Here is a 21738-nt window from a genome sequence, read left to right as displayed (position 1 = left end):
GCTAGTCTCTATCGGACTTGCGTTGCTGTCTTCGGATAGCTGCTCTTATTTTCTTTTTTCTTGCTTCCGAAGGTTTCTCATAGAACTCTCTTTTGCGAAGCTCTTCGATAAGGCCCTCTTCTTTTAATTTCTTTTTAAACTGACGCAACACCTTGTCGATTGAATCTTCCGGATTTTTTCTTAATTCCGCCATTATTACCACTCCCTTAATTTTTTTTATTATTATAAAAACACTTCTTGTTCCGCCTCAGTTATTCCTGACAAACACCACCGGCACGTTAGATAACTACGAAGCTATCCTGGAGGCCAGTCCAGTTTCCTGCCACCCAGCAGATGAACATGAATATGAAACACAAGCTGCCCGGCACTTTTATTACAATTGATTACGAGCCTATAGCCATCATCGGCTAAACCCTTCTCTTTTGCAAGCTTTTTCCCAACAATAACCAGCTCTCCGATCAGAGCTTTATCTGACTCTTCAATATCATTTATAGTAGGAATATGTTTCTTCGGAATAATAAGCAAATGAACAGGGGCTTGAGGATTAATATCCTCAAATGCCAATACATTTTCATCTTCATAAACCTTGTTCGCCCTTATAGCGCCTTTAACAATGTTACAAAAAAGACAATCACTCATTGACTACCTCCTCTCCCGACTCGAATATCTCTTCATAGTTCCCGGATATCTCTTTATCCGCAGCAATAAGAACGCCTTCCTGGTAGTTCTGTCTTTCATATCGCAAACAACACATTAAACGACCGCAAACACCCGATAATTTGGGAATATTAATTGACATACTTTGCTCTTTAGCCATCTTAATTGTAACCGGCTTACTCTTAGTCAGCCAGGTAGAACAGCATAGTCCTCGACCGCAATTTCCTACGCCACCAAGGATCTTTGCTTCACCCCGCGGCCCAACTTGCCGCATCTCCAGCCTTATTCTCAAAACAGAAGCCAGTTGTCTAATTAATTCTGATAAATTCAACTTTCTAGCGCCGTTCTTATCATTCTCATCATTTTGTTTATAATAAAAAATTGCCTTACTATCATCAAAAAGGTACTCAACCCGCACAAAACGCATTGGAAGGTTCAGTTCTTCGACCTTCGTCATGCCAATAGTTAGCGCCGAAGATTCTTTCCCTTCAAGAGCTTCCAGTTTTTTAATATCAGCTGCATCGGCAATACGAATGATCTTATTAATTTTAAGTTCAAATCTCTGTTTTTTTGCGCATTTACAGCGTGGCTTAACGATACCGCATTCAATGCCCCGGCTTGTATCAACGACAATATGCTGATTTATTTGTATATTAAAATTAATATTATCAATAGGATATATCTTATCAAAATGCCGTATATTTATTCCTAATTGAGATTTCATAATAACCACCTTAATTGAGAGCGTTTCTTTGTACTCTCTTAACTTATTGCCTGCATAAACGCATTTGAAGCATCGTATTTTCCATATGCAATTTCAAATTAATGTTATATTTTAAATTGCGTAATGTCGAGAAACATAATTGAATGCATTTTCGCATTATTGTTCTCTCGTCAAAACTTATATTCCTGTTTTTTATCTTGTTAAGCATATACATAACATACAAATTGATGATATTTCTAATCGCATCTTTATCCTGCGCAACCAGAGTTTCAACATATTTCAATGTTTCAAAAATACTTTTCTTAGGTAAATCGTCGAGTTCTTTTATAAATGCCCAGCCATCGGTTTTTCCATCGGCAAGGATCGTTCCCAAAAGGAATTCTCCTTGAACAACATTTACAATGTCTTCGGCATCATCAGGGGATAATTGATACCGGTCCAGAAGCAAGCCCTTCACTCGAGAAGAAGATAGCTGCGAAAACTGCAATATCTGGCAACGGGAAATAATCGTAGGAAGCATGGTAAACAGGTTAGCTGTTATCAAGATAAAAACAACATTATTAGGCGGCTCTTCCAATAGTTTAAGAAAGCTATTAGCAGCCTCCACAGTAAAATTTTCGGTATTGTGAATAATGACACAGAGTTTCAACCCCTGCGCCGGACCAAATCTGGTAATCTTTTTAAGCTCTCGGATCTGATCAACCCTGATCTTAGCACCATCAGGATAAATCTCTACAATATCAACAAACGATCCCTTTGCTATCGAGCTACAATTCTTACAGGTACATAGAGCATCTTCCATATCAGACATACAATTAAGTGCTCTAGAAAACGCCTTTGCTCCGTCGCCCTTATTTACTCCAGGAGGACCAGCGAAGAGATAGGCATTTGCCACTTTGTCGTTTTTTATTGCATTCAAAAGAATATGCGCTATCCTTTCTTGCAACGAAATCGTTAAAGAAACCAATCAATTCAGTCCCCTTTGTTAACGTAGTTATAAACTTTAAAATTTAGTTATTACTACGCTATAAATTTATATACCACTTTTGACGTTATTAGTATAACACACTACAGCATAAAAAACGAGTCTAAAAAATTAATTGCCCTTGATTTTTCCATAATGCCAGCGCTTTGAATAATTAATTTTCCCTCGGCTATCTATTATTAAGGCGGCTGAATCATCGAGTGAATCAATGAGGTTAATACCCCGCTCAGGACCCAAAACAAATAGTGCTCGGGCAAGACCGGAAGCAACAATCGCTTTCTCTGAAACGACAGAAACAAAACGAGGAACATCCTGGACCGGATATCCGTTACGAGGATCAATAACCGGACTTGAGTCCGGTAAATGGGAGGCTCTTTGTGAAAGAACAATCCCGCTATAATCACCGAGAGAAACAACAGCTTTATTTTTAATATTGAGAATCAGCGGATGATAAGTATTATTCGCGCCTGTTATCAAAACCTTCCATCCAATATTTTTTGGTTCTGAGCCTATCACCAGAACTGTTCCTCCCATGGCAACTTTTGCTGGATATACCATCTTCCCTTTAAAGAACTTAGCAATTAGATCCGCCGCGTACCCCTTTGCCAGATCATCCAGATTTATTTCCACGCCTTTTTTATCGAACCCTATAATCGAACCGGTTACGGTTATATGCCTATAATCTACTTGCTTCTGAATATCAGCAATGCTTTGGCTATCAGGAGTGGAGTTCATCTCATCAGCTTTACGCCAAAGATCAACGAGAGGCTGTGACGTAATATCAAATGCACCATCGGACAACGCTGATATTATTATTGCTTTTTTCACTGCATATTCAAACAACTCATTTGCGACAACCAGTCTTTCCCTATTTAACTTACTGACAGTACTATCAGGAACATAGCCAGAAAGATCATGAGAAACATAATAGAGGATATCGGTGATCCCTTTTTCTATTTCCTTATTTTTTGATTCATGATGTTGCGGATATGTTACAGTAACTGTCGTGCCAAGAGCAAATGTTTCGAACTGCACAAGCTTCTTCTCCCAGAGGAAAACATCAAGGATATGCCATAAAACAAGGGATAGGACAACTGTGATTATTACTTGATGTTTCGTGCTCATATTAATTGTCGGATTTCATAAGTAGCTTAATACCATAGCGAACAATATTACTTATAGCATAAAAACAAGTAATAGGATATATTTAGAATTTACCGATGAATACTCAGCTAAAAAATTTGTAAGCACGAAAGTTCGGTTAGCTAACAAACTCTAAAATCAAGTTAATCTGGCGGTGAAGGAGACCTTACAAGCTTTGAAGAAAAAGGAACGGCTAATGTCGCTTCTTTACTGTAAATTTTCAGACCAAACAAATTAAACAAAAACTCATCAAGAACACTGCCTTGTACATATCCACTTATAACTTCTACCGGGACACTATTGTACTCAAATGGACGATTATGACCTTCCGGCATCCTCCACAGAGTACCATTAACTTTGTTTGCAAATACAAGAAAATCAATATCGGATTGAGCAGTTACATAGGCAACTCCACTCTTTTTTTGCAAAAAAGGAACTCCAGTACAACTGGAACCATAAAAATAGACAGTCGCTGATTTAGGATCAACATTTTCTTTTAGCAAATATTGATCAAGTGGTCCGCCGGGAACAATAATTTCATCTACTAATTTAGCTCGCTCTTTAATCAGAGCTAAAACATCGGCGGGCAATATAGGCTCAGGACAGGCAACAATTTTACGGTTCACATAAGCATTCATTCAATTACCCCAACGCAAGAAATTACCCCGACAAATTAACACATAACGATATTTATGTATAGTGATATTTGCAACAAAAAAACTCAACTTAAATAACCACGGCATTACACCAGAACAAATGCAAAACATAACAAGCCCTCAAGCTATTCAAAAAAGCAGGGATTTAAGCCATGGCAAAAAGTCTCCGAAAATTTATGTAGGCAAGACAACCGGGTTAATGGGGAATTCTCGGTCGAGAAGGGTAGAAAAATGTTTCAAATATATAATTGTTATATGGCAGGTATTAGTGCATGTCCAGATCATGTACCATAGAGAACAAATGGTTTAGCATCGGAATAATTTCAGCCAAGTATTCATTCACGGCTTTAACGCTTCCAGGCAGGCAAAAAATAAGTGTTTTGCCATTAACACCGACAAGGCTTCGGCTGGTAAGAGCATTTCTGTTATGCTGCCCATATTTATTACGGATAAACTCCGCGATACCCGGAATCTCTTTTTTAACGAACAAGCGAGTAATCCCTATTGTAATATCTTTAGGTGAAACGCCGGTCCCTCCGGTAGTCATGACAATATCGTAACTTTTGAATATAAACTTCAAAAAAAGGCTAATAAGTTTTAGTGATGAATCGGGAATTACAATTTTATCAATTAATACCTGACGATCACTTGAAGCAAAATATTGTTGTAGTTGCGAAGTGATAAGTTCGCCGCTTTTATCCTGATAAACTCCCTGGCTAGCCCGATCACTAAGCGTTATCACCGCGACTTTAAATGTTTTAGGGATATACTGAGCTTTGGCACCGGGACGAACTATGCCCCCTCCACGAATGACCCGAACAAAAAACCCTTTTTTAGGCATAATGCAATCGCCCATACTATGATAGATATGGCACCGGTCATGACATTCTTTCCCGATTTTGGATACTTCCAGGACAACATCCCGAAGCTTCATTCTATCCAGCAACTTTATATTAGAAGTATCTAAGCCTTCTATTGTAAAATTCTCGCCAAATGATCCATCAGGAAGATCAGGTTTAAAACCATCTATCTCTTCACGGGAAAGCAGGCTTATTTCCCGGTTTTTCATTCCACGATGCGCGTCAGCGACGATCCCTAAGCCTTTTTTGATAATAGCTTTATCAACAGGATTCTTGGCTGTCCCTTTTTCATTAGACGTGTTAATAGATCGGATAACAAACTCAAACATTGGTTTTCTCTTTCTTCAGAAGTGTGATATCTCCAATTACCATAGCTTTGTCGACAGCTTTGCACATGTCGTAGATAGTTAAAAGAGAGACACTCACGGCAGTCAGTGCCTCCATCTCTACTCCCGTAACATCAACAGCTTTAGCCTGGGCAATCGAAACTATCGACTCTTCATTTATTTCGAACTTAACGCTGATGTTACTTAGAAATATCGGATGACAGAGCGGGATCAGATCAGAGGTTTTCTTTGCTGCCTGAATCCCCGCAATCTGGGCAGTAACCAAGACACTCCCTTTCGCGATCTCATTTTCCATTATCTTCAGGATTGTTTCTTTGGCTAATCGAATACTGCCTGATGCGACAGCAATTCTTGACTGTTTAGGTTTCTTCGAAACATCTACCATTGCGACCTTGCCTTGATCGTCAAGATGTGTGAATTCGCCCATATTGTTACCTTTCTAACTTTTTAATTTATTACATATTATTGATCATAAAAACTTCAACTTCTTGCCCGGCTTTGAGTTCCTGAGTTCCTTTCGGTACTATAAGGAACGCATTACAAGTATTCAGTGCCAGGAGATGCCCGGAGCCATGGAACGTGATAGCTTCAATAGTATTGTTTTCATTGAGATAAACGGGAATAAATTGTTCCCGCTCATTGTTTTTAACGATAAAATCACTGATTAAAGTTATCGACAAAAAAGCCTGTCGAACCGTTTTTCTTCCCTGCATTATCCGAAATACGGGGAGAACAAACAAATAAAACGAGAGAAACACGGAAACCGGATTGCCTGGCAAGGCAAAAACAGGTTTATGGCCCCAGGTAAAAAACGCTACCGGCTTGCCCGGTTTCATGGCAATATTGTGAAAAACCAGTTTCCCTCCAACCGCTTCGAGGCTTTCCTTCGTAAAGTCATATTCACCCACCGATATTCCTCCGGTAAATACAATCAGATCATGAGAATTTAAGATTTCCGGCAACTGTAGCACAATCTTATCTTTATCATCAGGGAGTTTAACAACCGATACCGCAAAGTAACCTCTATCATGCAATAAGCCCTTAAGTAACGGGCCATTACTATTGTATATCTTGCCCTCCTGGTAAGCTTCTCCGGCTTCGAGCAATTCATCCCCAGTAGTAATTATTGCTATAGACGGTTTTTTATATGCTTTTACATTGCTAATCCCCGAAGAAATAATATTAGCGATAACGATTGGCGTAACAAGTTCGCCCTCTTGATAGATGAGATCACCTTTTCGTACATCCTCTCCCTGGTAACAGATGTTCTTCTTATTCCGATAATGATTAACCCGAATCATTTCATCAGAAATAATGGACACGTCTTCCTTTATTATCACATTCCCGGCACTAACAGGGATACGGGCCCCGGTCATAATCTTAACAGTTTGGCCTGGGCACAATTCAAAATCAATAAAGTCTCCAGCCTTAATTATGCCGATGACTGACAATTCTGTAGCGCTCTCATTCTCGATGACAGCATATCCATCCATTGCGGACTTATTAAATGGAGGAAGGTCAAGACGTGAGTATACCGGTTCAGCCAGCACGCTTCCCAAGGTTTGCTGCACTGGCAAATCGATTGGATTGATTGTCTGCGTATGGTCTCGAATTAGTTTGATTGCTTCTATGCGTGTAATCATAATTAGTTCCTGCTCGGGAGTTGAGTAATAATATCATATTATCTGATTTGAAGGTATGGGTTAAGCGTAAATAGAATCATTGAAATAAGAGTGTAAACGCCGGTATCCTACAAAAAACCCCAGGGAATTTGCCCTGGGGTTTTTTCGGGTTTTATAGCAACTGGCCTACACAGTAACTGGTTTTAGTTCTGGTATAGGTGTTTGTGTATTTTTTAAGACCGGCTTTTTGTATAAACTTATCAAGACAAGACCAATTAAAAGAATTCCAGCTGCACCTGTAAATGCTAGTTTTGAGTCATTTAGCAGATCAAGCAACATCGGTCCGGCTGCACCTGCAACTGCCCAGGCAAATAGGATCTTACCATAAATCTGTCCGATATTCTTTGATCCGAACGTATCCGCTGCGAATGATGGCATAGTTCCAAACCCCCCGCCATAGCAGAGAAAAATATAGCAGGTAAGAGCTACAAATACTGCGAAGCTGGTAGTCTGCGGTAAAAATAGGAAGGCAGGAATCTGTGTAGCGATAATCAAAACAAATGCAGTTTTTCTTCCTAGCTTGTCAGAAATAGCTGCCCAAAACAGCCTTCCGAATCCATTAAATAGCGAGGCAATAGCAACGATTGTACCGGCTGCAACAGCTGTAATTTTTAGCTGGGATTGTGCCATTGGTGAAAGATTGCTTACAAGCGCGATACCTGCTGTTATATTAATGCAGAAAGCAATCCATAACAGATAGAACTGGTTCATTTTTAGCGCTTCCGGTAAAGTTGCAGATGAAACCTTAGTCGCAGATTGTTTTGCGCTAGCTGCTGCTACTGAGTAGTCTGCCGGTGGATTGTTAAGGAATTGTGCAGCTATTGTAAGAACAACAAAAAATATTATTCCGAATAAATAAAAAGTATTTGCAACACCGATCTGTGGATTCTTAATTAATAAAGGAGCAATTTGCCCGACTGCCGCAGCGCCAAGGCCAAAACCCATAACTGCCATGCCAGTGATAAGGCCTTTTTTATCAGGAAACCATCTTACCAGGACAGCAATCGGAGTTAGATACCCAAGCCCATTACCGATACCGGCAATAACACCATAGAAAACATATAAAAGGATCAAATTAGAAGTCTGTATTGCATAAGCTGCACCAAGAGTCCCGATAGCAAACAGGATCCCTCCGATAGTAGCAATTTTTCTGGCGCCAGCTTTATCTACATACTTACCTCCAACCGCTGCCGCAAAACCTAAAAAGAATATTACAAGAGTAAAAGCCATACCAACTTCTGGCTTTGTCCATTGGTTAAGCTCCATTATTGGTTTCTTAAATACGCTCCAACCGTAAACTGAGCCTAGCATAAGCTGCATAACAACTCCGGCGATGGCAACAAACCATCTATTCTGTATTTTCTTCATTTCCCTAACTCCTCTTTATTATTTTTATTAAATTACATTATTTCTGTTGCTAGTAAGGCATAATTATAGAAAACCATATCAAGTTTTACTATGTTGTAATAGCCTCATGCTTTTAGAAAAACCAAATATGCTTTTCCCTTATCCCGTTGTTATACGGCTTTGCAAAAAATTGCCAACAACAACAAAACAATTATCCTCCCTTCACAAAATCTCTGCGGCATGTGAATCAAATCACATATAGCAGCTGGCATTTTAAAGATAAAGGAGTAGGATTGTCAATATTTTTATTTTCCGTATTGCACAACTTCTATGCTTGTCAGTGTAATTAACCCTCCGTTTACTACCGATTTCACAATGGGAAGAATTCGATCGATCTGTTCCTCAGTATCAATAACTTCAACAATTATCGGAAGGCTTAGGGATAAGTCCAAGATTTTCGCTGTATGCAGCCGCTTATTCTTGCCATAACTTTCTAGGCCCCTGCTCACGGTAACGCCAGCAACTCCCATTTCTTTCAATTTTAATACCAGATAATGATAAAGATTATGTCCGTCATACTTCGCATCTTCATTGATATAAATGGTCAAAAGCTTACATTTTCCACTCAGATCCATCCCCCCCACCTCCAATTTATAAATATCGAGCAATCATCATACCCAGAGCAAAACCGATAATACCAAAAAGCAGAGAAAAGATAATATAGATAAAAGCATTAAGCATTTCCCGATCCTGAAAAAGATTAAATCCTTCATACATAAAGGTAGAAAAGGTAGTATATGCACCAAGAAATCCATCTGCAATAAGATGGTACCAATGCTGACTTACACCGCTTGCGCTAAATACACCCAAAAAAAATGCACCCGAAATATTGACGAGCACTGTCCCCATCGGAATTGTTGAAGAAGCTTTCTCCGACACGAACCTGCCGAGGACATATCTCGTAAAACTTCCCAATATCCCGCCAATACCAACCAATAAATAGGTCATTTGCCTTCCTCACTCTTTAGCTCACAACGTCTCATCGATCTCTTCTTTTGTCACAATAAGAATGATTTTTCGAGCGATCAAAATACCGCAATACGTAGCCAATAGCCCTAGTACCACAGAATTCACCATATAGAATAACGCAAACGTATATGCTCCCTGAATAGATAAATCTACAGTTTCTTTGCAAAATGCAGAAAAGGTAGTATATGCACCAAAAAAACCAGTCGCCACACCTAGGCGTATATCAGAGTCAAGTTCCCATAAATCTAATGCCAATGTAATAAACAATGCCAGAAAGAAACTACCGGAAATATTAATAAACAGCGTAACATAAGGAAAATGACTCAAAGGATAAACAAGCATCAGTTTTTTTAGCAAAACCCTTGCAACAGCACCGAAGAACCCACCGCCTCCGATAAACAGATATTTTCTTAACGCGTATAATTTCTTTTTAATAACCACCAGAAACACTCCACTTAAATTATACACAAGAACTCTATAGCTGTATTTAGTATATAATTCACTGTTTAAGACAGGACAGTCCAGCTAACCTGTTCAAAAAACCAACAGCTTATGTTACCATAAGCATTAATAATAATCCCGCTCCGGCAGCAAGGAAACTAGCCAGCGACCAATAAACAGGGTCCCTTTGCTAACGGGAAATGTCCGAAAACTACCGGTATTTAAGGAGAATAATTATGAGCTGTTGTAATGAGCATAACAAGTCAATGGAAGTAGAAATCGAAGTGAATAACAAGCAAATTGGATTAAACCCTTTTATACAGGAAATAGTTGCCTCGACAATTCTAGGTCTGCTAAAACCTCTAAAAGGTACTGAAGGCCACAAAGAAATTGTCATTAAATTACGTGAAAAATAAACTTACCTCAATAATTTTGGCAGGCGGAGAAGGAACTCGGTTAGGCAATATAGAAAAAGCCTTTGTTACCTTCGACGGAAAATATCTTATTGACAGAAAGATCGCTACACTTAAAAAAAAGAGTACCCAACTGATCATTGTTACCAACCGCCCGGAACTCTATACAAACTATGAAGAAAAAATTGCTATCGATAAAGAAAAACAGCAGGGCCCGTTAATGGGGATCTATAGCGGATTATTAGCCAGTTCAAGCCTCCACAATTTTGTTACTGCCGTTGATATGCCATTTTTCCATGAAAAGCTATTCAGCTATCTGCAAAACAATTGTGCTGAATATGATGCGGTTATTCCCGTTGTTCAAGGCAATTACGAACCTCTTTTCGCCATCTACTCCCGCAATTGTTTACCGGCTATCGAAAACGCCATGAAGGAAAAACGAGGCCGGATAATTTCCTTTCTGCAAAAAGTAAAGGCAAAATACATTAATGAAAAGACAATAAAGGAACTTGATCCTGATATGAGATCATTTATTAATTTAAATACTGAAACTGATATAAAAATGGCAGAAACGATGATAAACAGGAGATAAAATGCTTTTTGACAGCTACGGGCGAAAAATTAATTATCTCAGGGTTTCAGTAACAGATAAATGTAACTACGCCTGCAAATACTGCCGTCCGGAAGAAGGCGTTACGCTAAAAAAACACGAAGAAATACTTTCGCTTGAAAAAATTCACGAGATAGTCAAAGCATACGTTGCATCCGGAATCGACAAAGTAAGGATCACCGGAGGAGAACCACTCGTGAGAAAAAACATTGTTTACCTGATACAGCTTATCAGTTCGATCCCAGGAATTAAAGACCTATGCATGACAACCAACGGCTCTCTCTTACCACACTATGCATACAAGCTAAAAGCCGCAGGCCTTCAGCGGCTAAATATAAGCTTGGACACATTGGTCCCCGAAAAGTTCTCCTATTTGACCAGGGGAGGAAAATTAGCAGATGTCATCGAAGGGATACACACAGCCAAAAAAGCCAGGTTTACCACAATCAAGATTAATACCGTCGTTATCAAAGATTTTAATGAAAACGAACTTGATGACCTGACTCAATTTGCAAAAAAAAATGGGCTGGAAATACGGTTCATTAAAGAAATGAACTTAAAAACGGGGCAACGCTATATCATTGAAAATGCAAATGCCGGACAATGTGAGCTATGCAACAGGCTCAGGCTCACCTGTGATGGGAAACTAAAACCCTGTTTATTCTCAGATTATGAGGTTAATATCGGCGAGCTTACAATGACCGAAGCCCTCGATCAAGCCGTGCAAAACAAACCAAAATGCGGCACGTATAATTCGAATGACTGCATGGTACAAATAGGCGGTTGAGTAAAGAGAAAGCTCCATTTCATCTAGCTTTTACCTGTTTCCTTGTGAATCCTTTTTTTTTAATTCGATAGGGAGAGTCTATAATAAGCCATAAAAAAGCCAGATTAATAGCTATCAAAACAATCCAGCCTCCCATCTCCCGGCTATATATCGCTATTACCGGCAAATTGACTGAAGATACCTTTGGCCAGCGCACATGGATATAACCGGCAGGATCACCAACAAGATCTTTCTCTTCGGCACCGACTTCCAAGGTAATTCCTTTCGTAGCCCCTTTGGCTATTACCGTAACTTGCGCAGGAACCATTTTGGAAATTAGTTTCCCGTCTTTCCAGACTTCAGCCCACCCCCACACAGCTATCTCAGGGATTATCTCGGGCAATTTGCTTGTTCCGATCCCTGTCATTCCATGTATCTTAGGATTAAACGCAACCCCCATCCAGACAGGATAGGTCCCGAGTGGGTGACGCGGCATAGCTCTCGTAATAACCACTCGATAAGCTGAATTCCCTGCCATAAAATTAGATACGATATTTACTTTATCATTATTCTTTACTTGCGATTCTCGGTTACCGATATCGTTTACCTGAAGTTTGATAGAACCGATCATAGGCTGGACTATCTTCAAATTATAAGGATCAGCGCCAAAATAACTCGACCCGCTCCCAGAAGCTGCAGCTGACGCAAAAAGGCCTTCGGATGCAAAGAGAGGATTGCCTAGGGCTATAATGGAAACAAAAACTGCTGAGATCAAAACCACTGAGTTAGGTTTTTTTTGGGGGATCAAACGGGACAAAATAAATATGCCGGTGAAAATAGAAAGAAAACTACCGGGAAACACCTTTAACCAGAGTGGAATATAGTTAAGGTACCGGGGAGGAGATAATGGCAAATCTACCGGACCAAGATACATAGAGTAGCCCGTCCATATCAAGCTCAGCAAAAAAGCAGAGGAAAATATCCCCTGTTTTTCGAACCCGATATACACTGTCCAGAAATAGAGGACTATATAAGACAATAAAAAACGCTGGAAATAAAAAGTCACTCCTGGAAAATGCCTGAATAATAATCCCTGAGTAATTAAACCATCGACGATGAGGACCGCAAGGCTGGCAATAACTGTAAATCTTAAGATTTCAACATGTTCACAGGTAGCCAGAGTTGATAGTTCGGAAGACTCTTTTCTTGCTTTTATTCGAAGCCACATCCATAAGGAGATAAGATACCCGGCTAACACAACCAGATAACAAGTCACAAATCCGGCAGTCCACAAATCCCGGGACTCCAGCCACCAAGACTCCTGAGGAAGCCCTAACGGTGCAAAATAATCATAATAGAAAGCAAAAGCCCAGGCACTGAAAAAACTTAGAACAAGTCCCTGTCGGAGCCCGACACCCCAGAAAGTAGCTCCGATAGAAAATACTGTACTAAAAAGGAACACATTCGTTACCCAATAAGTCCAGTAAGGATCAGTTCCCCTCCAGATACCATGAGCTATTACGGCATCGATAAAAGTAGCTAGAATCCCCACAAGCAAGCTATATTTAAATATCTCTCTAGAATTTAATCGAAGGATTATTCCTAAATTCATATCATTCCCCTGCTGCTGCAAGCGTAATAATTACAATTCAAGAATATGGCACATTATTCCTTACTGATTCCGTATTAAGCAATTGTATTCTAAGGTAGATTTATTATATCTACAGAAATATGTCAAGAAGAGTCTATATTGAATTTTACAGGAAAAGTATTAAACTATATAAGTTATAGTCTGGCTTTAAGTCATCACTATTATTAATAAATGCTGCAAACTATGGTCTTATAAAAACAGATCGTAACTATAAACACTCTCATTCGTCTTAGATAGAAAGTATATGGGGTATTAATATTGATTAGCGAACAGGTTATCTCTCGTGCCAAAAATTATGATAGCGAAGCACTGACAGAAATATGTGAATATTACTACTCAAAAATATATAATTATATTTTTTATAAGGTCTCGACACGTGAAGATACTGAAGACCTAACACATGAAGTATTTATGAAAATGGTCAAAAACATTACTACTCTGCAAGGAAATATAGAAAGCTGGCTTTATACCATTGCCAGGAACCTGATCATTGATTACTACCGAAAAAGAGAAAACAGCAAGCTTGGAACCGCGATGACACAGGAATATCAGGAGACCGAAACAGATTTTACAGAATATGTAAGCGGAGAAGATCTCCGGCGTCAGCTACAGAAATTGCCGCAAGAGCAACAAGATGTAGTTATTTATAAATTTATCAATGATTTTAGCAATAAACAAATTGCAGACTTCCTTGGCAAAACCGAGGGTGCAATTAAATCGCTTCAATTCAGGGCAGTCCGGAGTTTGCGAAAAATGTTATCGAAAGGCGAAAAATGGGAAACGGAATAGACGATGAATTCGATCAATTACTTGATAACAACGCGGATGACCTTTCTGCAGGGAGCAAAGAACTCGAAGAAATGTCGGCACTTGCAAAATCGATAAAAAAACTTCCTAAGCCTGAGATCAATATGCTTGCTTTTGCAAAAACGGTCATAGCCGTGGATAAGATCGCCCAAAAGAAAAAGAATACTTTCAGCCTGCGATTGAAACTACCTGTAATGTTGAAAGCCGCAAGCTTCCTCCTTGCAATGTTCATGAGTGCCAGTGTTGTCGGGACTTCTGCTTACAGCTTACCGGGAAGCTGGCTCTATCCGATCAAACTTGTGACAAAGAAAATAGCTTATGTCATGAACACTGACCCTTCCGGAAAAGCAGAGCTAAATATTAGCTTCTCAGAAGAAAGCCTTAAAGATCTTCGAAAAAAATTCGAAAATGATCAGCAAATTGACAAAAAAGTTCTCGCCGCAGTCTTAGCAGAAGCACAAAAAGGATTGGAGCTGAGCAACAAATTAGCTCCTGAAAAGCAGAAACAAATAAAAGAAAAAATCTCCAGGCTCAATGAACATCAAATCCACGAACTGATGCTCCTCCAGGAAAAATTGCCAACGAGCCAACAACAGCTGGTTGCAGACGCAATTTCCTGCTGTCGCCAGATGAAAGATACGACTCAGTGCCCATACATATATTAAGCTTTCAGACACACGGAAACTTAAATCAACTCAAAAAAAGCCAACTATCTTCTCTATTTTAATCCCGCCACCTTATCCCTGATGCTTTATCAATATGGAGGACATCTACGGTAGCATTTTCTTTTATTGTAACAATAGGGATCTCGAACTCGTCTTTATTATCTTTAACCCTGCCCCATCATCAATTGAACTTGATCAGATTTGCTAAAGTATTCAGCATATTTTTTTTTGATAAAATGCAGTATAATTTTAAGCCGATATACGATTTTCATTCCGCAGTCTATAATAGTGGTAATTGTACTGGTAAAATCGAACATTGTTATCGGTACAAAGATGATTCAAAAAAAGGTCATCATCAAGTTGGTTAAAATAGAAAGGAAAATTATAATATGGACAACTGGGTCATTGCAATAATTGTCATAGTAGTCGTTGTAGTTTTAATTCTGCTTTTTATCGGAGCACTCTATCTTGGCAAAAGAATATCAAAATCATGGACTAATCTCAAAAAAATAATACAACTCTCTAAAGGAATGCAAAATCAGCAAAAACAGGCAGGCTTTAGAAAACCACAGCCACAGCATGCTCATCATAAAAAAAAGCATCGCCGCAAATAATACAACAGAATCTTTCGATACAAGATTATTATATAAACATGCCGATTAACAGTTATGAATAGTTAGTTCAGAATTTGTTCAAAAGGTGGTAATAAACTATGCCCGAAATTACGATAAAACCACAGGAACCTACCACCACACCCGTTAACAACAATCTATCAGGTATCAACCAGGAACCCGGTTACTTAAGCGTCGATGACGCTCCTCCCATTCAAAGTAACAATACCGACACCTACGAAGGCAATAATCCCGGAGCACTCAGTTATGCACCAGGAACCATACCACCCGCAGCAGCCACAGAAACAATCCCTGGTATCGAGAAAACAAACATTAACGTCACAACCATGTTTAAAACTGACTTAATAGATAGTGGAAACACAATCAAACCTCAGACCGACAATCTAATCGACAATAATAGAGTAGTCCCTACAACACCAGGAGTAGGAAAAGATTTTGATCCGAGCTATACAGCTCCGGGAATTGATCCGACCAAAACCACCCAAATATCCGTAACTTCAACAACTACAGGCAACATAGTCAAGCCCAAAACTTCCACATTTGCCAAAAACCTGATAGATGGAATAATCAATAAGGCAATTAATGCTAAACCTGGAGACCCGGATTCTGAAGAAGAAGAAACATCAATCGTAGCCGATGCTTTTTCAGGGAAAAATTTCGCTCAAGATAAGATATTTAATAATAAAACCAAGAAAACAGACAAAACAAATAAAGCAACAGGTTCAAGCAATATAGAAGGAATTGGTGAAGGAGTAAGCGTAGTTGGTGAAGGAGTTGCTCAAGATGCGACAAGAAAAGCATTAAGCTATCTTGGAATTAGCGAAGGTACCGGCGGACAAGCCCAGTTTACTCAGAACAAATGGCATCAAGGTGGTTACAATGAGCACTGGTGTGCTGACTTTGTAAGTACTGTTTACAATCAGGTAACAGGGGGAAACAGTCCCTTTGGGTTCCAAGCAGGTTGCAGCTCTATCGTAAATTGGGCACAAACCAACGGTAAATATAATCAATCCAGAAATCCAGGCACGGTCAAACCAGGAGATTTAATTCTGTTCGGCGCTGGCGGAGGATCTCACGTAGGAATTGTGGCAAGTGTAGAAGGAGATATCATACATACCGTTGAGGGCAATTACAGTAATAAGGTCTCAGCTGTTAACCGAAACATTCGTGACAGCTATGTCCATGGCTTTGTAAGCATGAGCTAAATAATCGCAGGTCGTACAAAACAAGATTAAAACAAGTATTCCGGTTTATCAACGGGATTCAATAATTATGACAGCTGCTAATTCCGGATATATACAGCAAATACGCTTCTATATTTAAGTTCTATAAATGCCAGAACAACCGGTCTGATTATTTTCCCGAATCCCCTCATTACACTTTATCTGCTACAGAATTATACAAATGGATTTCCATATTATATAATTAAAAATAGTACATATTTCTAGGCTACTATATATATATCCTGCAAAATAAAAAAGAAAGGAGTTGCAAAACACCCTGCCATACCGTTTTTAGATGATGGTAGAAAATAGTAAAGACCCTTATCTGTTTTTTTTATAAATAATACTAATAAAAGGAGTTCGCATGTTAAGAAAAACATTATGTTTGTTTGTCTGTCTGACTTTTTTGGGCTGTTACGCAAATGCTCTTGAAAATATAGAAGATTTGTTATTTATGGATTTACCAGTTTTTTCGCTTTCATCCGGAAGAGCTGAGAGCATAGTTAAAGCTGCCTCGAATGCTTATGTCATAACCGGAGAAGAAATGAAAAGCCGCGGTTATCGAACCTTCATTGATCTAGTTAACGATTTGCCTGGAACTGTATTATTTGATACTGAAGGCAATGCCGAAAAAACCCTGATTGCAAGAGGTAACATCTGGAACAGTAAGTACCGTATAATGGTAAACGGTCAGTCCCTCAATCCAAGAGATGGGGTTCAAACTATTATGCAATATAATATCCCGATCGATGGCGTTGACAAAGTAGAATATATAATTGGACCGTATGCCTCCATGTATGGAAGAAATGTTTATGCCGGCATAATCAATATAATTACAAAAAGAGGAGTAGACATCAACGGAGGAGCCGTTGCCATTATGAACGGCAACTGGGACCGGAAATCAACAAGCGTCTATGCAGGCAGTAAAATAGGTGGATTCGATATATATGCATCTCTGTTCAATGATTCAAGTCTTAAAGGGTATGATCTAAGAAAAGAATATCCTGACTATTATAGTGCTAGCGCCAGACAACTCCCAGCTGGACTTCCAAATGAATACTATTTGCCTCATGACAATAAAGATCTACTATTGTCAATCAAGCATGATTCAGGACTAGCATTAGACCTTGAATACAATGAAGTTAATTCATCCAAAACAGGTACGGATATGTATCCTACTGATTATCAGTCTAATGACGATACTCTTGAGACAATAAAACTAGCTGATGCCCGTGTTGGGTATACGGCTAAAGTCAATTCTGAGCTGGAATCAGACTCGATATTATCATACCAGAAATATTCAATTTACGGAAAAAACAGGATTACCTATTCAGCTGGCGGCTATTCTGCTACAGATTATTATTCTATTTGGGCTGCAAGAGCGACTTCTTACATGCTGGAACAAAAGTTCCGGTATTCGCCATCTGATACCAATACTCTTTTCGCCGGGCTATCTTACGAAAACGTACGGTCCGTTCCTAAGAAAAAAGGAACTCTTTCTTACCCAGTATGGGCTGATTGGGAGTTAGTGAATACAAATTATGTTACCTATATGATTGAAGACGATTTTTATCTGACAAACTCACTGAGAACAATTGCCGGGTTCACTTATGAGCAGCATACGAATATTCTTATTCCAAGGCTGTCCGAAATCTGGAGTATAGATGAGGCAAACACCTTAAAATTCTTGTATGGCGGCGGTTTCAAGACTCCTGATACCATATTTATGGTAGATCAAGTAAAAGGAAGTAACAACAACATCAAAGGCAATCCTAACCTTAAACCGGAAAGCATTACTTCTTACGAATTGCAATATATCTTTAATCCTAATAGTGGTTTCAAGTTTGATACCTCTGTTTTTCTTAATAAAGAAAAGCATACAATTTTACAGGATATCAAAGTTGTAAATGATCCTTACTACGCAAAGACTTATGCAAATTCAAAACAAGATAGAACTGTATACGGAATCGAAGCTAATGCGACGGGCAAGGTTAATAATTGGATTAAGCTCTTTGCATCCTATGGATACGTAAATGGTAGTCAGGAACAATATGAAGATACTAATGACGGGCCAGTTGGGAAAATGTATGACAGTTTACCAGGAACGGTTAAGCATCAGTTTAAAGTCGGGATGAATATGCTATTAATTGAAGACAAGTATAATTTCTATATCCATAATATCTTTAAAGGGCCCTGGGTAGAATTCGCAGACAACAATTTCGCCAAAAACAATGGCTATAGCCTGGTTGACGTAAACCTCAGTACTACACCGAAATTTAATGACAAATGGTCATTATCTCTTGGTGCAACGAATATATTTGATTTAAAGGCTTATGATGGTCCGGTCCTACCAGACAACACAAGCAGTATTCCTTCGCCAATTAGAAGAAGGATAATTACAGCACAATTAACCTGTAACTTTTAATCCGCTTGATTAAAAAAAACCTGATAGTTAGGGCCCGGTACGCATCGTACCGGGCCCTATATTTTTATTCCGGGCGGGGAAAATCCGTCGTAAACCATTGATCTCTATCGGAAGGCCTTGAGGATTTACAAGGAAACAGATACGCTCAATCATGCAAAAGTCCAAGAATTAATAGCTGAATGCCAATCGTTTAAAAATGCTTCTGAAAATAATTTCGAAGATATAATCAGGCATAGCAATCGAAATAATGTTCATTATCAGCTGGCATTAACAGCCCTGCGGGAAAACAAGCAATCCAGGTGAGTAGCCTCTCTTACGCCCTGAGAAATTACAAAATAATGATTGACGATGCTGACACTCGAATGCTATTAATCAAAAGGCACCCGATAGAAAACTCGAATGATCTGGTCCACTACTATGAATGAGTTTAAAGGAAGTATTATGGAACTAATAAATAATTTTGTTGATCTGTTTTTGCATCTTGATAAACATCTGAGCATGGTTATCCAAACTTACGGCAGCCTAACATATATAATTTTATTCCTGATAATCTTCTGTGAAACCGGTCTCGTTATCACACCGCTACTTCCGGGAGATTCACTGCTTTTTGCCGCCGGCGCTATGGCAGCAACCGGAGCATTAAATATTAAGATATTGCTCGTATTACTTTTCTGCGCTCCGCTTATCGGAGATCAGGTAAACTACTGGGTTGGACGTTTCTTTGGGAGCCAGCTGTTTTTCAAGGAAGACGCAAGGTTCTTGAAAAAGGCTTACATTGATAAAACTCATGGCTTCTACAATAAATATGGCGGGAAAACAATCATCATTGCCCGTTTTGTCCCCATTGTCAGGACCTTCGCCCCCTTCGTAGCAGGACTTGGAAAAATGAACTATCTGCGATTTATCGCCTTCAGTGTTGTAGGCGCACTGATGTGGGTAGGCGCTTTTGTACTCGTCGGGTTTTTCTTTGGAAACATTCCAATTGTTAAAAATAACTTTACCTTAGCTATTATGGCTATAATCGGAATATCACTTCTCCCGGCAATTTTTGAATACGTGCGGCAGAAAACCCTTATCAAAAAAACCATAGCCAGAAAACAAGCTGCACAAGTTAAAGAACTGTAGAAAACAGTCCTGTTTAACTAAGAATTCCCAATAATCGAAGTAGATAGCCTATTTTGAAAACTCTTTGCAAAGAAAAAATGCAGATATAAAGATCTCGACAAAAAACTCATTAAGAAGTACAAAAACATGATTCTTCCGACAAAAACCCATCAGCCAAATCCAGCTTATTGTGTGTCGTTTGATACACCGGCAGATGGATCATGAGTTCTCTCATGGCTGTCATTAACAGTTCCTTATCTTTTCGCGCTTTAAACTCTATTATGTAATAAGTACCGTTTCCATTCTCAATTTCGTCGACTGCAAAGTACAGCTCTTCATTCTTTGCGCCCCATCTTTTAAAGGTGATATCCTTATATGTTTTACTATCCTGAATCCCGTTAAGAAACCGCTTAACATTTTCTAGTTTAAGGTCATCAAGAGACTGTGCCATCTCAACTTCTCCTGGCAGGATAGAATAAAACTTTTTCTTCTCAGCGATAAAAAAACGGTGCTGTTCGGGAGTTTCTACTGATTGATCATTAACACGGGTAAAAACAATTTGTACCGATCGGTAATTTTGTTTACTGCCCGCAGAGAAGTCATCCCTATTTCTCAGCCTGAGAATATAATTTCTTCCAGATACTTCCGGCGTTTTAAGCGGAATATACCTGTCATGATAAGTAATGACGTCAGTTGAATCATTCAACTGAAAAGCTTCTACAGTTCTGCTTCGGATCTCCTCAATCTTATTCTGGGTTTCCGGGGTTTTTTCCATACAAAATCTGGCTTCGTAGTAGTGTTCCATTCCAAATCCTAAAGACTCCAGTTTATGCTCCAGTTTCCGGTATTGAAGCTCTTTGAGTGCCACTTGCAACAACACAACAAGGCTGATCCCGGTAAGATAACTAGCAATAGATATAAGCCACATCGGGGTATCGGGGATCATTTTCTGCCCGGCATACATGCTAAGGACATATATCGGGTCGTGACATAGAACATCCCAGAGCAGGGTATTTGCGCCTCCCTTAAAAGCTTGCTTCATATAATAAAATGGCGACCTTTTTTCTATTGAAGGTGGCTGGGTCCTATAATCTCTTAGTCCGGTAAAAACATGCGGGACAAAAAACCATACTTTTTCTAAAACCGGGCCAACACCGATCAGAAGTGTCGTTTTCGTACTCTGACTGACAAGGGAAGGAAATTTTCGAAAAACAAAATCGAGGAGAGCAACATTAAAAGCATCGGCCCCCATGGCTATGAATTCATCTCTCCCAAAAACACTAAACACCTTAAAAAAAGGATTAACCGGTTTCACGATCAAACTCGTCGATATATTCGGCCGGTATGGCTTCTTTATTGCTATGGGGATGTCAATTGTTTTGTAGCATTGATACATGGAGAACTCTCTCTTTTTTTTATTTACTCATCTATATTATCGAAACCTAGGCAAAGGAATTGCAATATGTTGTGCTCCCCAACTCCTAAATAGAAAATTCACACAAAGATATAGGAATGTATAGGACAGATTTTTGCCAAAAAATTTACTAAACCCTGGATGGTTTTGATTTTTT

The 21738-nt window shown here is 39.1% G+C and carries 25 protein-coding genes; 10 read left to right on the top strand and 15 right to left on the bottom strand.

Translation table 11 applies throughout. The features are described from left to right. Position 1 precedes the first annotated feature (1 nt). The 13 genes from rpsU to DKM50_12395 form a co-directional block, all read right to left on the bottom strand. A complete protein-coding gene (gene rpsU, locus DKM50_12455; protein ID PZM78154.1) occupies positions 2-193 on the bottom strand; it encodes a 30S ribosomal protein S21 in 192 nt (63 codons plus the stop codon). A 101-nt stretch (positions 194-294) separates the two neighbouring features. Continuing rightward, positions 295-639, bottom strand: a complete 345-nt coding sequence (locus DKM50_12450; protein PZM78153.1) for a histidine triad nucleotide-binding protein — start codon at positions 637-639, stop codon at positions 295-297. After that, on the bottom strand, positions 632-1381 hold the full coding sequence (locus tag DKM50_12445; protein ID PZM78152.1) for a stage 0 sporulation protein: 750 nt from the start codon (positions 1379-1381) through the stop codon (positions 632-634). The genes DKM50_12450 and DKM50_12445 overlap by 8 nt, the downstream gene beginning before the upstream one ends. A 43-nt stretch (positions 1382-1424) precedes the next feature. Beyond that, complete coding sequence (locus tag DKM50_12440; GenBank protein ID PZM78151.1) at positions 1425-2348, bottom strand: hypothetical protein; 924 nt, start codon at positions 2346-2348, stop codon at positions 1425-1427. A gap of 129 nt (positions 2349-2477) precedes the next feature. Next, positions 2478-3491: a hypothetical protein gene (locus DKM50_12435; GenBank protein PZM78150.1), complete on the bottom strand. Its 1014-nt coding sequence runs from the start codon at positions 3489-3491 to the stop codon at positions 2478-2480. A 161-nt stretch (positions 3492-3652) separates the two neighbouring features. Beyond that, positions 3653-4147, bottom strand: coding sequence for a hypothetical protein (locus DKM50_12430; protein PZM78149.1), 495 nt, complete (start codon positions 4145-4147; stop codon positions 3653-3655). Positions 4148-4430: 283 nt separating this feature from the next. Beyond that, on the bottom strand, positions 4431-5354 hold the full coding sequence (locus tag DKM50_12425; GenBank protein ID PZM78148.1) for a molybdenum cofactor synthesis protein: 924 nt from the start codon (positions 5352-5354) through the stop codon (positions 4431-4433). After that, a complete protein-coding gene (gene moaC, locus DKM50_12420; GenBank protein PZM78147.1) occupies positions 5347-5799 on the bottom strand; it encodes a cyclic pyranopterin monophosphate synthase MoaC in 453 nt (150 codons plus the stop codon). The genes DKM50_12425 and moaC overlap by 8 nt, the downstream gene beginning before the upstream one ends. A 28-nt stretch (positions 5800-5827) precedes the next feature. After that, complete coding sequence (locus tag DKM50_12415) at positions 5828-7015, bottom strand: hypothetical protein (protein ID PZM78146.1); 1188 nt, start codon at positions 7013-7015, stop codon at positions 5828-5830. A 165-nt stretch (positions 7016-7180) separates the two neighbouring features. Beyond that, positions 7181-8422, bottom strand: coding sequence for an oxalate:formate antiporter (locus DKM50_12410; protein PZM78145.1), 1242 nt, complete (start codon positions 8420-8422; stop codon positions 7181-7183). A 284-nt stretch (positions 8423-8706) separates the two neighbouring features. After that, entirely contained in the window at positions 8707-9036 is a 330-nt protein-coding gene (locus DKM50_12405) for a DUF190 domain-containing protein (GenBank protein ID PZM78144.1), read from the bottom strand. A gap of 16 nt (positions 9037-9052) precedes the next feature. Further along, complete coding sequence (locus DKM50_12400) at positions 9053-9409, bottom strand: fluoride efflux transporter CrcB (GenBank protein ID PZM78143.1); 357 nt, start codon at positions 9407-9409, stop codon at positions 9053-9055. Between the two features lie 21 nt (positions 9410-9430). Beyond that, positions 9431-9955: a chromosome condensation protein CrcB gene (locus tag DKM50_12395; protein PZM78142.1), complete on the bottom strand. Its 525-nt coding sequence runs from the start codon at positions 9953-9955 to the stop codon at positions 9431-9433. Between the two features lie 152 nt (positions 9956-10107). Here DKM50_12395 and DKM50_12390 point away from each other — a divergent pair, with 152 nt between their 5' ends. The 3 genes from DKM50_12390 to DKM50_12380 are packed head-to-tail and all read left to right on the top strand — an operon-like array spanning position 10108 to position 11681. After that, a complete protein-coding gene (locus tag DKM50_12390; GenBank protein PZM78141.1) occupies positions 10108-10287 on the top strand; it encodes a hypothetical protein in 180 nt (59 codons plus the stop codon). Further along, the gene (locus tag DKM50_12385; protein ID PZM78140.1) at positions 10244-10876 is read left to right on the top strand and encodes a hypothetical protein; all 633 of its coding nucleotides are present in this window, start codon (positions 10244-10246) and stop codon (positions 10874-10876) included. Before DKM50_12390 ends, DKM50_12385 begins: the two co-directional genes overlap by 44 nt. A 1-nt stretch (position 10877) precedes the next feature. Further along, on the top strand, positions 10878-11681 hold the full coding sequence (locus DKM50_12380; GenBank protein ID PZM78139.1) for a radical SAM protein: 804 nt from the start codon (positions 10878-10880) through the stop codon (positions 11679-11681). A gap of 19 nt (positions 11682-11700) precedes the next feature. Here DKM50_12380 and DKM50_12375 read toward each other — a convergent pair whose 3' ends face one another. Further along, a complete protein-coding gene (locus DKM50_12375) occupies positions 11701-13272 on the bottom strand; it encodes a hypothetical protein (GenBank protein PZM78138.1) in 1572 nt (523 codons plus the stop codon). A 294-nt stretch (positions 13273-13566) separates the two neighbouring features. Between DKM50_12375 and DKM50_12370 the strand changes: the two genes are divergently transcribed. The 7 genes from DKM50_12370 to DKM50_12340 all read left to right on the top strand — a co-directional run bounded on the left by DKM50_12370 (position 13567) and on the right by DKM50_12340 (position 20188). Continuing rightward, positions 13567-14100 (top strand): hypothetical protein, encoded by a 534-nt coding sequence (locus tag DKM50_12370; GenBank protein PZM78137.1) that lies wholly within the window; start codon positions 13567-13569, stop codon positions 14098-14100. Continuing rightward, on the top strand, positions 14085-14783 hold the full coding sequence (locus tag DKM50_12365) for a hypothetical protein (GenBank protein ID PZM78136.1): 699 nt from the start codon (positions 14085-14087) through the stop codon (positions 14781-14783). Before DKM50_12370 ends, DKM50_12365 begins: the two co-directional genes overlap by 16 nt. A 389-nt stretch (positions 14784-15172) precedes the next feature. Continuing rightward, positions 15173-15397: a hypothetical protein gene (locus tag DKM50_12360; protein ID PZM78135.1), complete on the top strand. Its 225-nt coding sequence runs from the start codon at positions 15173-15175 to the stop codon at positions 15395-15397. A gap of 98 nt (positions 15398-15495) precedes the next feature. After that, entirely contained in the window at positions 15496-16620 is a 1125-nt protein-coding gene (locus DKM50_12355) for a hypothetical protein (GenBank protein ID PZM78134.1), read from the top strand. Between the two features lie 382 nt (positions 16621-17002). After that, the gene (locus tag DKM50_12350) at positions 17003-19063 is read left to right on the top strand and encodes a hypothetical protein (GenBank protein PZM78133.1); all 2061 of its coding nucleotides are present in this window, start codon (positions 17003-17005) and stop codon (positions 19061-19063) included. Positions 19064-19180: 117 nt separating this feature from the next. Further along, the gene (locus DKM50_12345; GenBank protein PZM78132.1) at positions 19181-19366 is read left to right on the top strand and encodes a hypothetical protein; all 186 of its coding nucleotides are present in this window, start codon (positions 19181-19183) and stop codon (positions 19364-19366) included. A 138-nt stretch (positions 19367-19504) separates the two neighbouring features. Then, positions 19505-20188, top strand: a complete 684-nt coding sequence (locus tag DKM50_12340) for a DedA family protein (protein PZM78131.1) — start codon at positions 19505-19507, stop codon at positions 20186-20188. 109 nt (positions 20189-20297) lie between these two features. Here the strand turns inward: DKM50_12340 and DKM50_12335 are convergent, their stop codons facing one another. Beyond that, positions 20298-21419, bottom strand: a complete 1122-nt coding sequence (locus DKM50_12335) for a hypothetical protein (protein ID PZM78130.1) — start codon at positions 21417-21419, stop codon at positions 20298-20300. Positions 21420-21738: the final 319 nt, after the last annotated feature.

Source organism: Candidatus Margulisiibacteriota bacterium (assembly GCA_003242895.1).
Classification (GTDB): Bacteria; Margulisbacteria; Riflemargulisbacteria; order GWF2-39-127; family GWF2-39-127; genus GWF2-39-127.
Note: the sequence above shows the minus strand (reverse complement) of the source record. Positions and strands in the feature narration are given on the sequence as shown.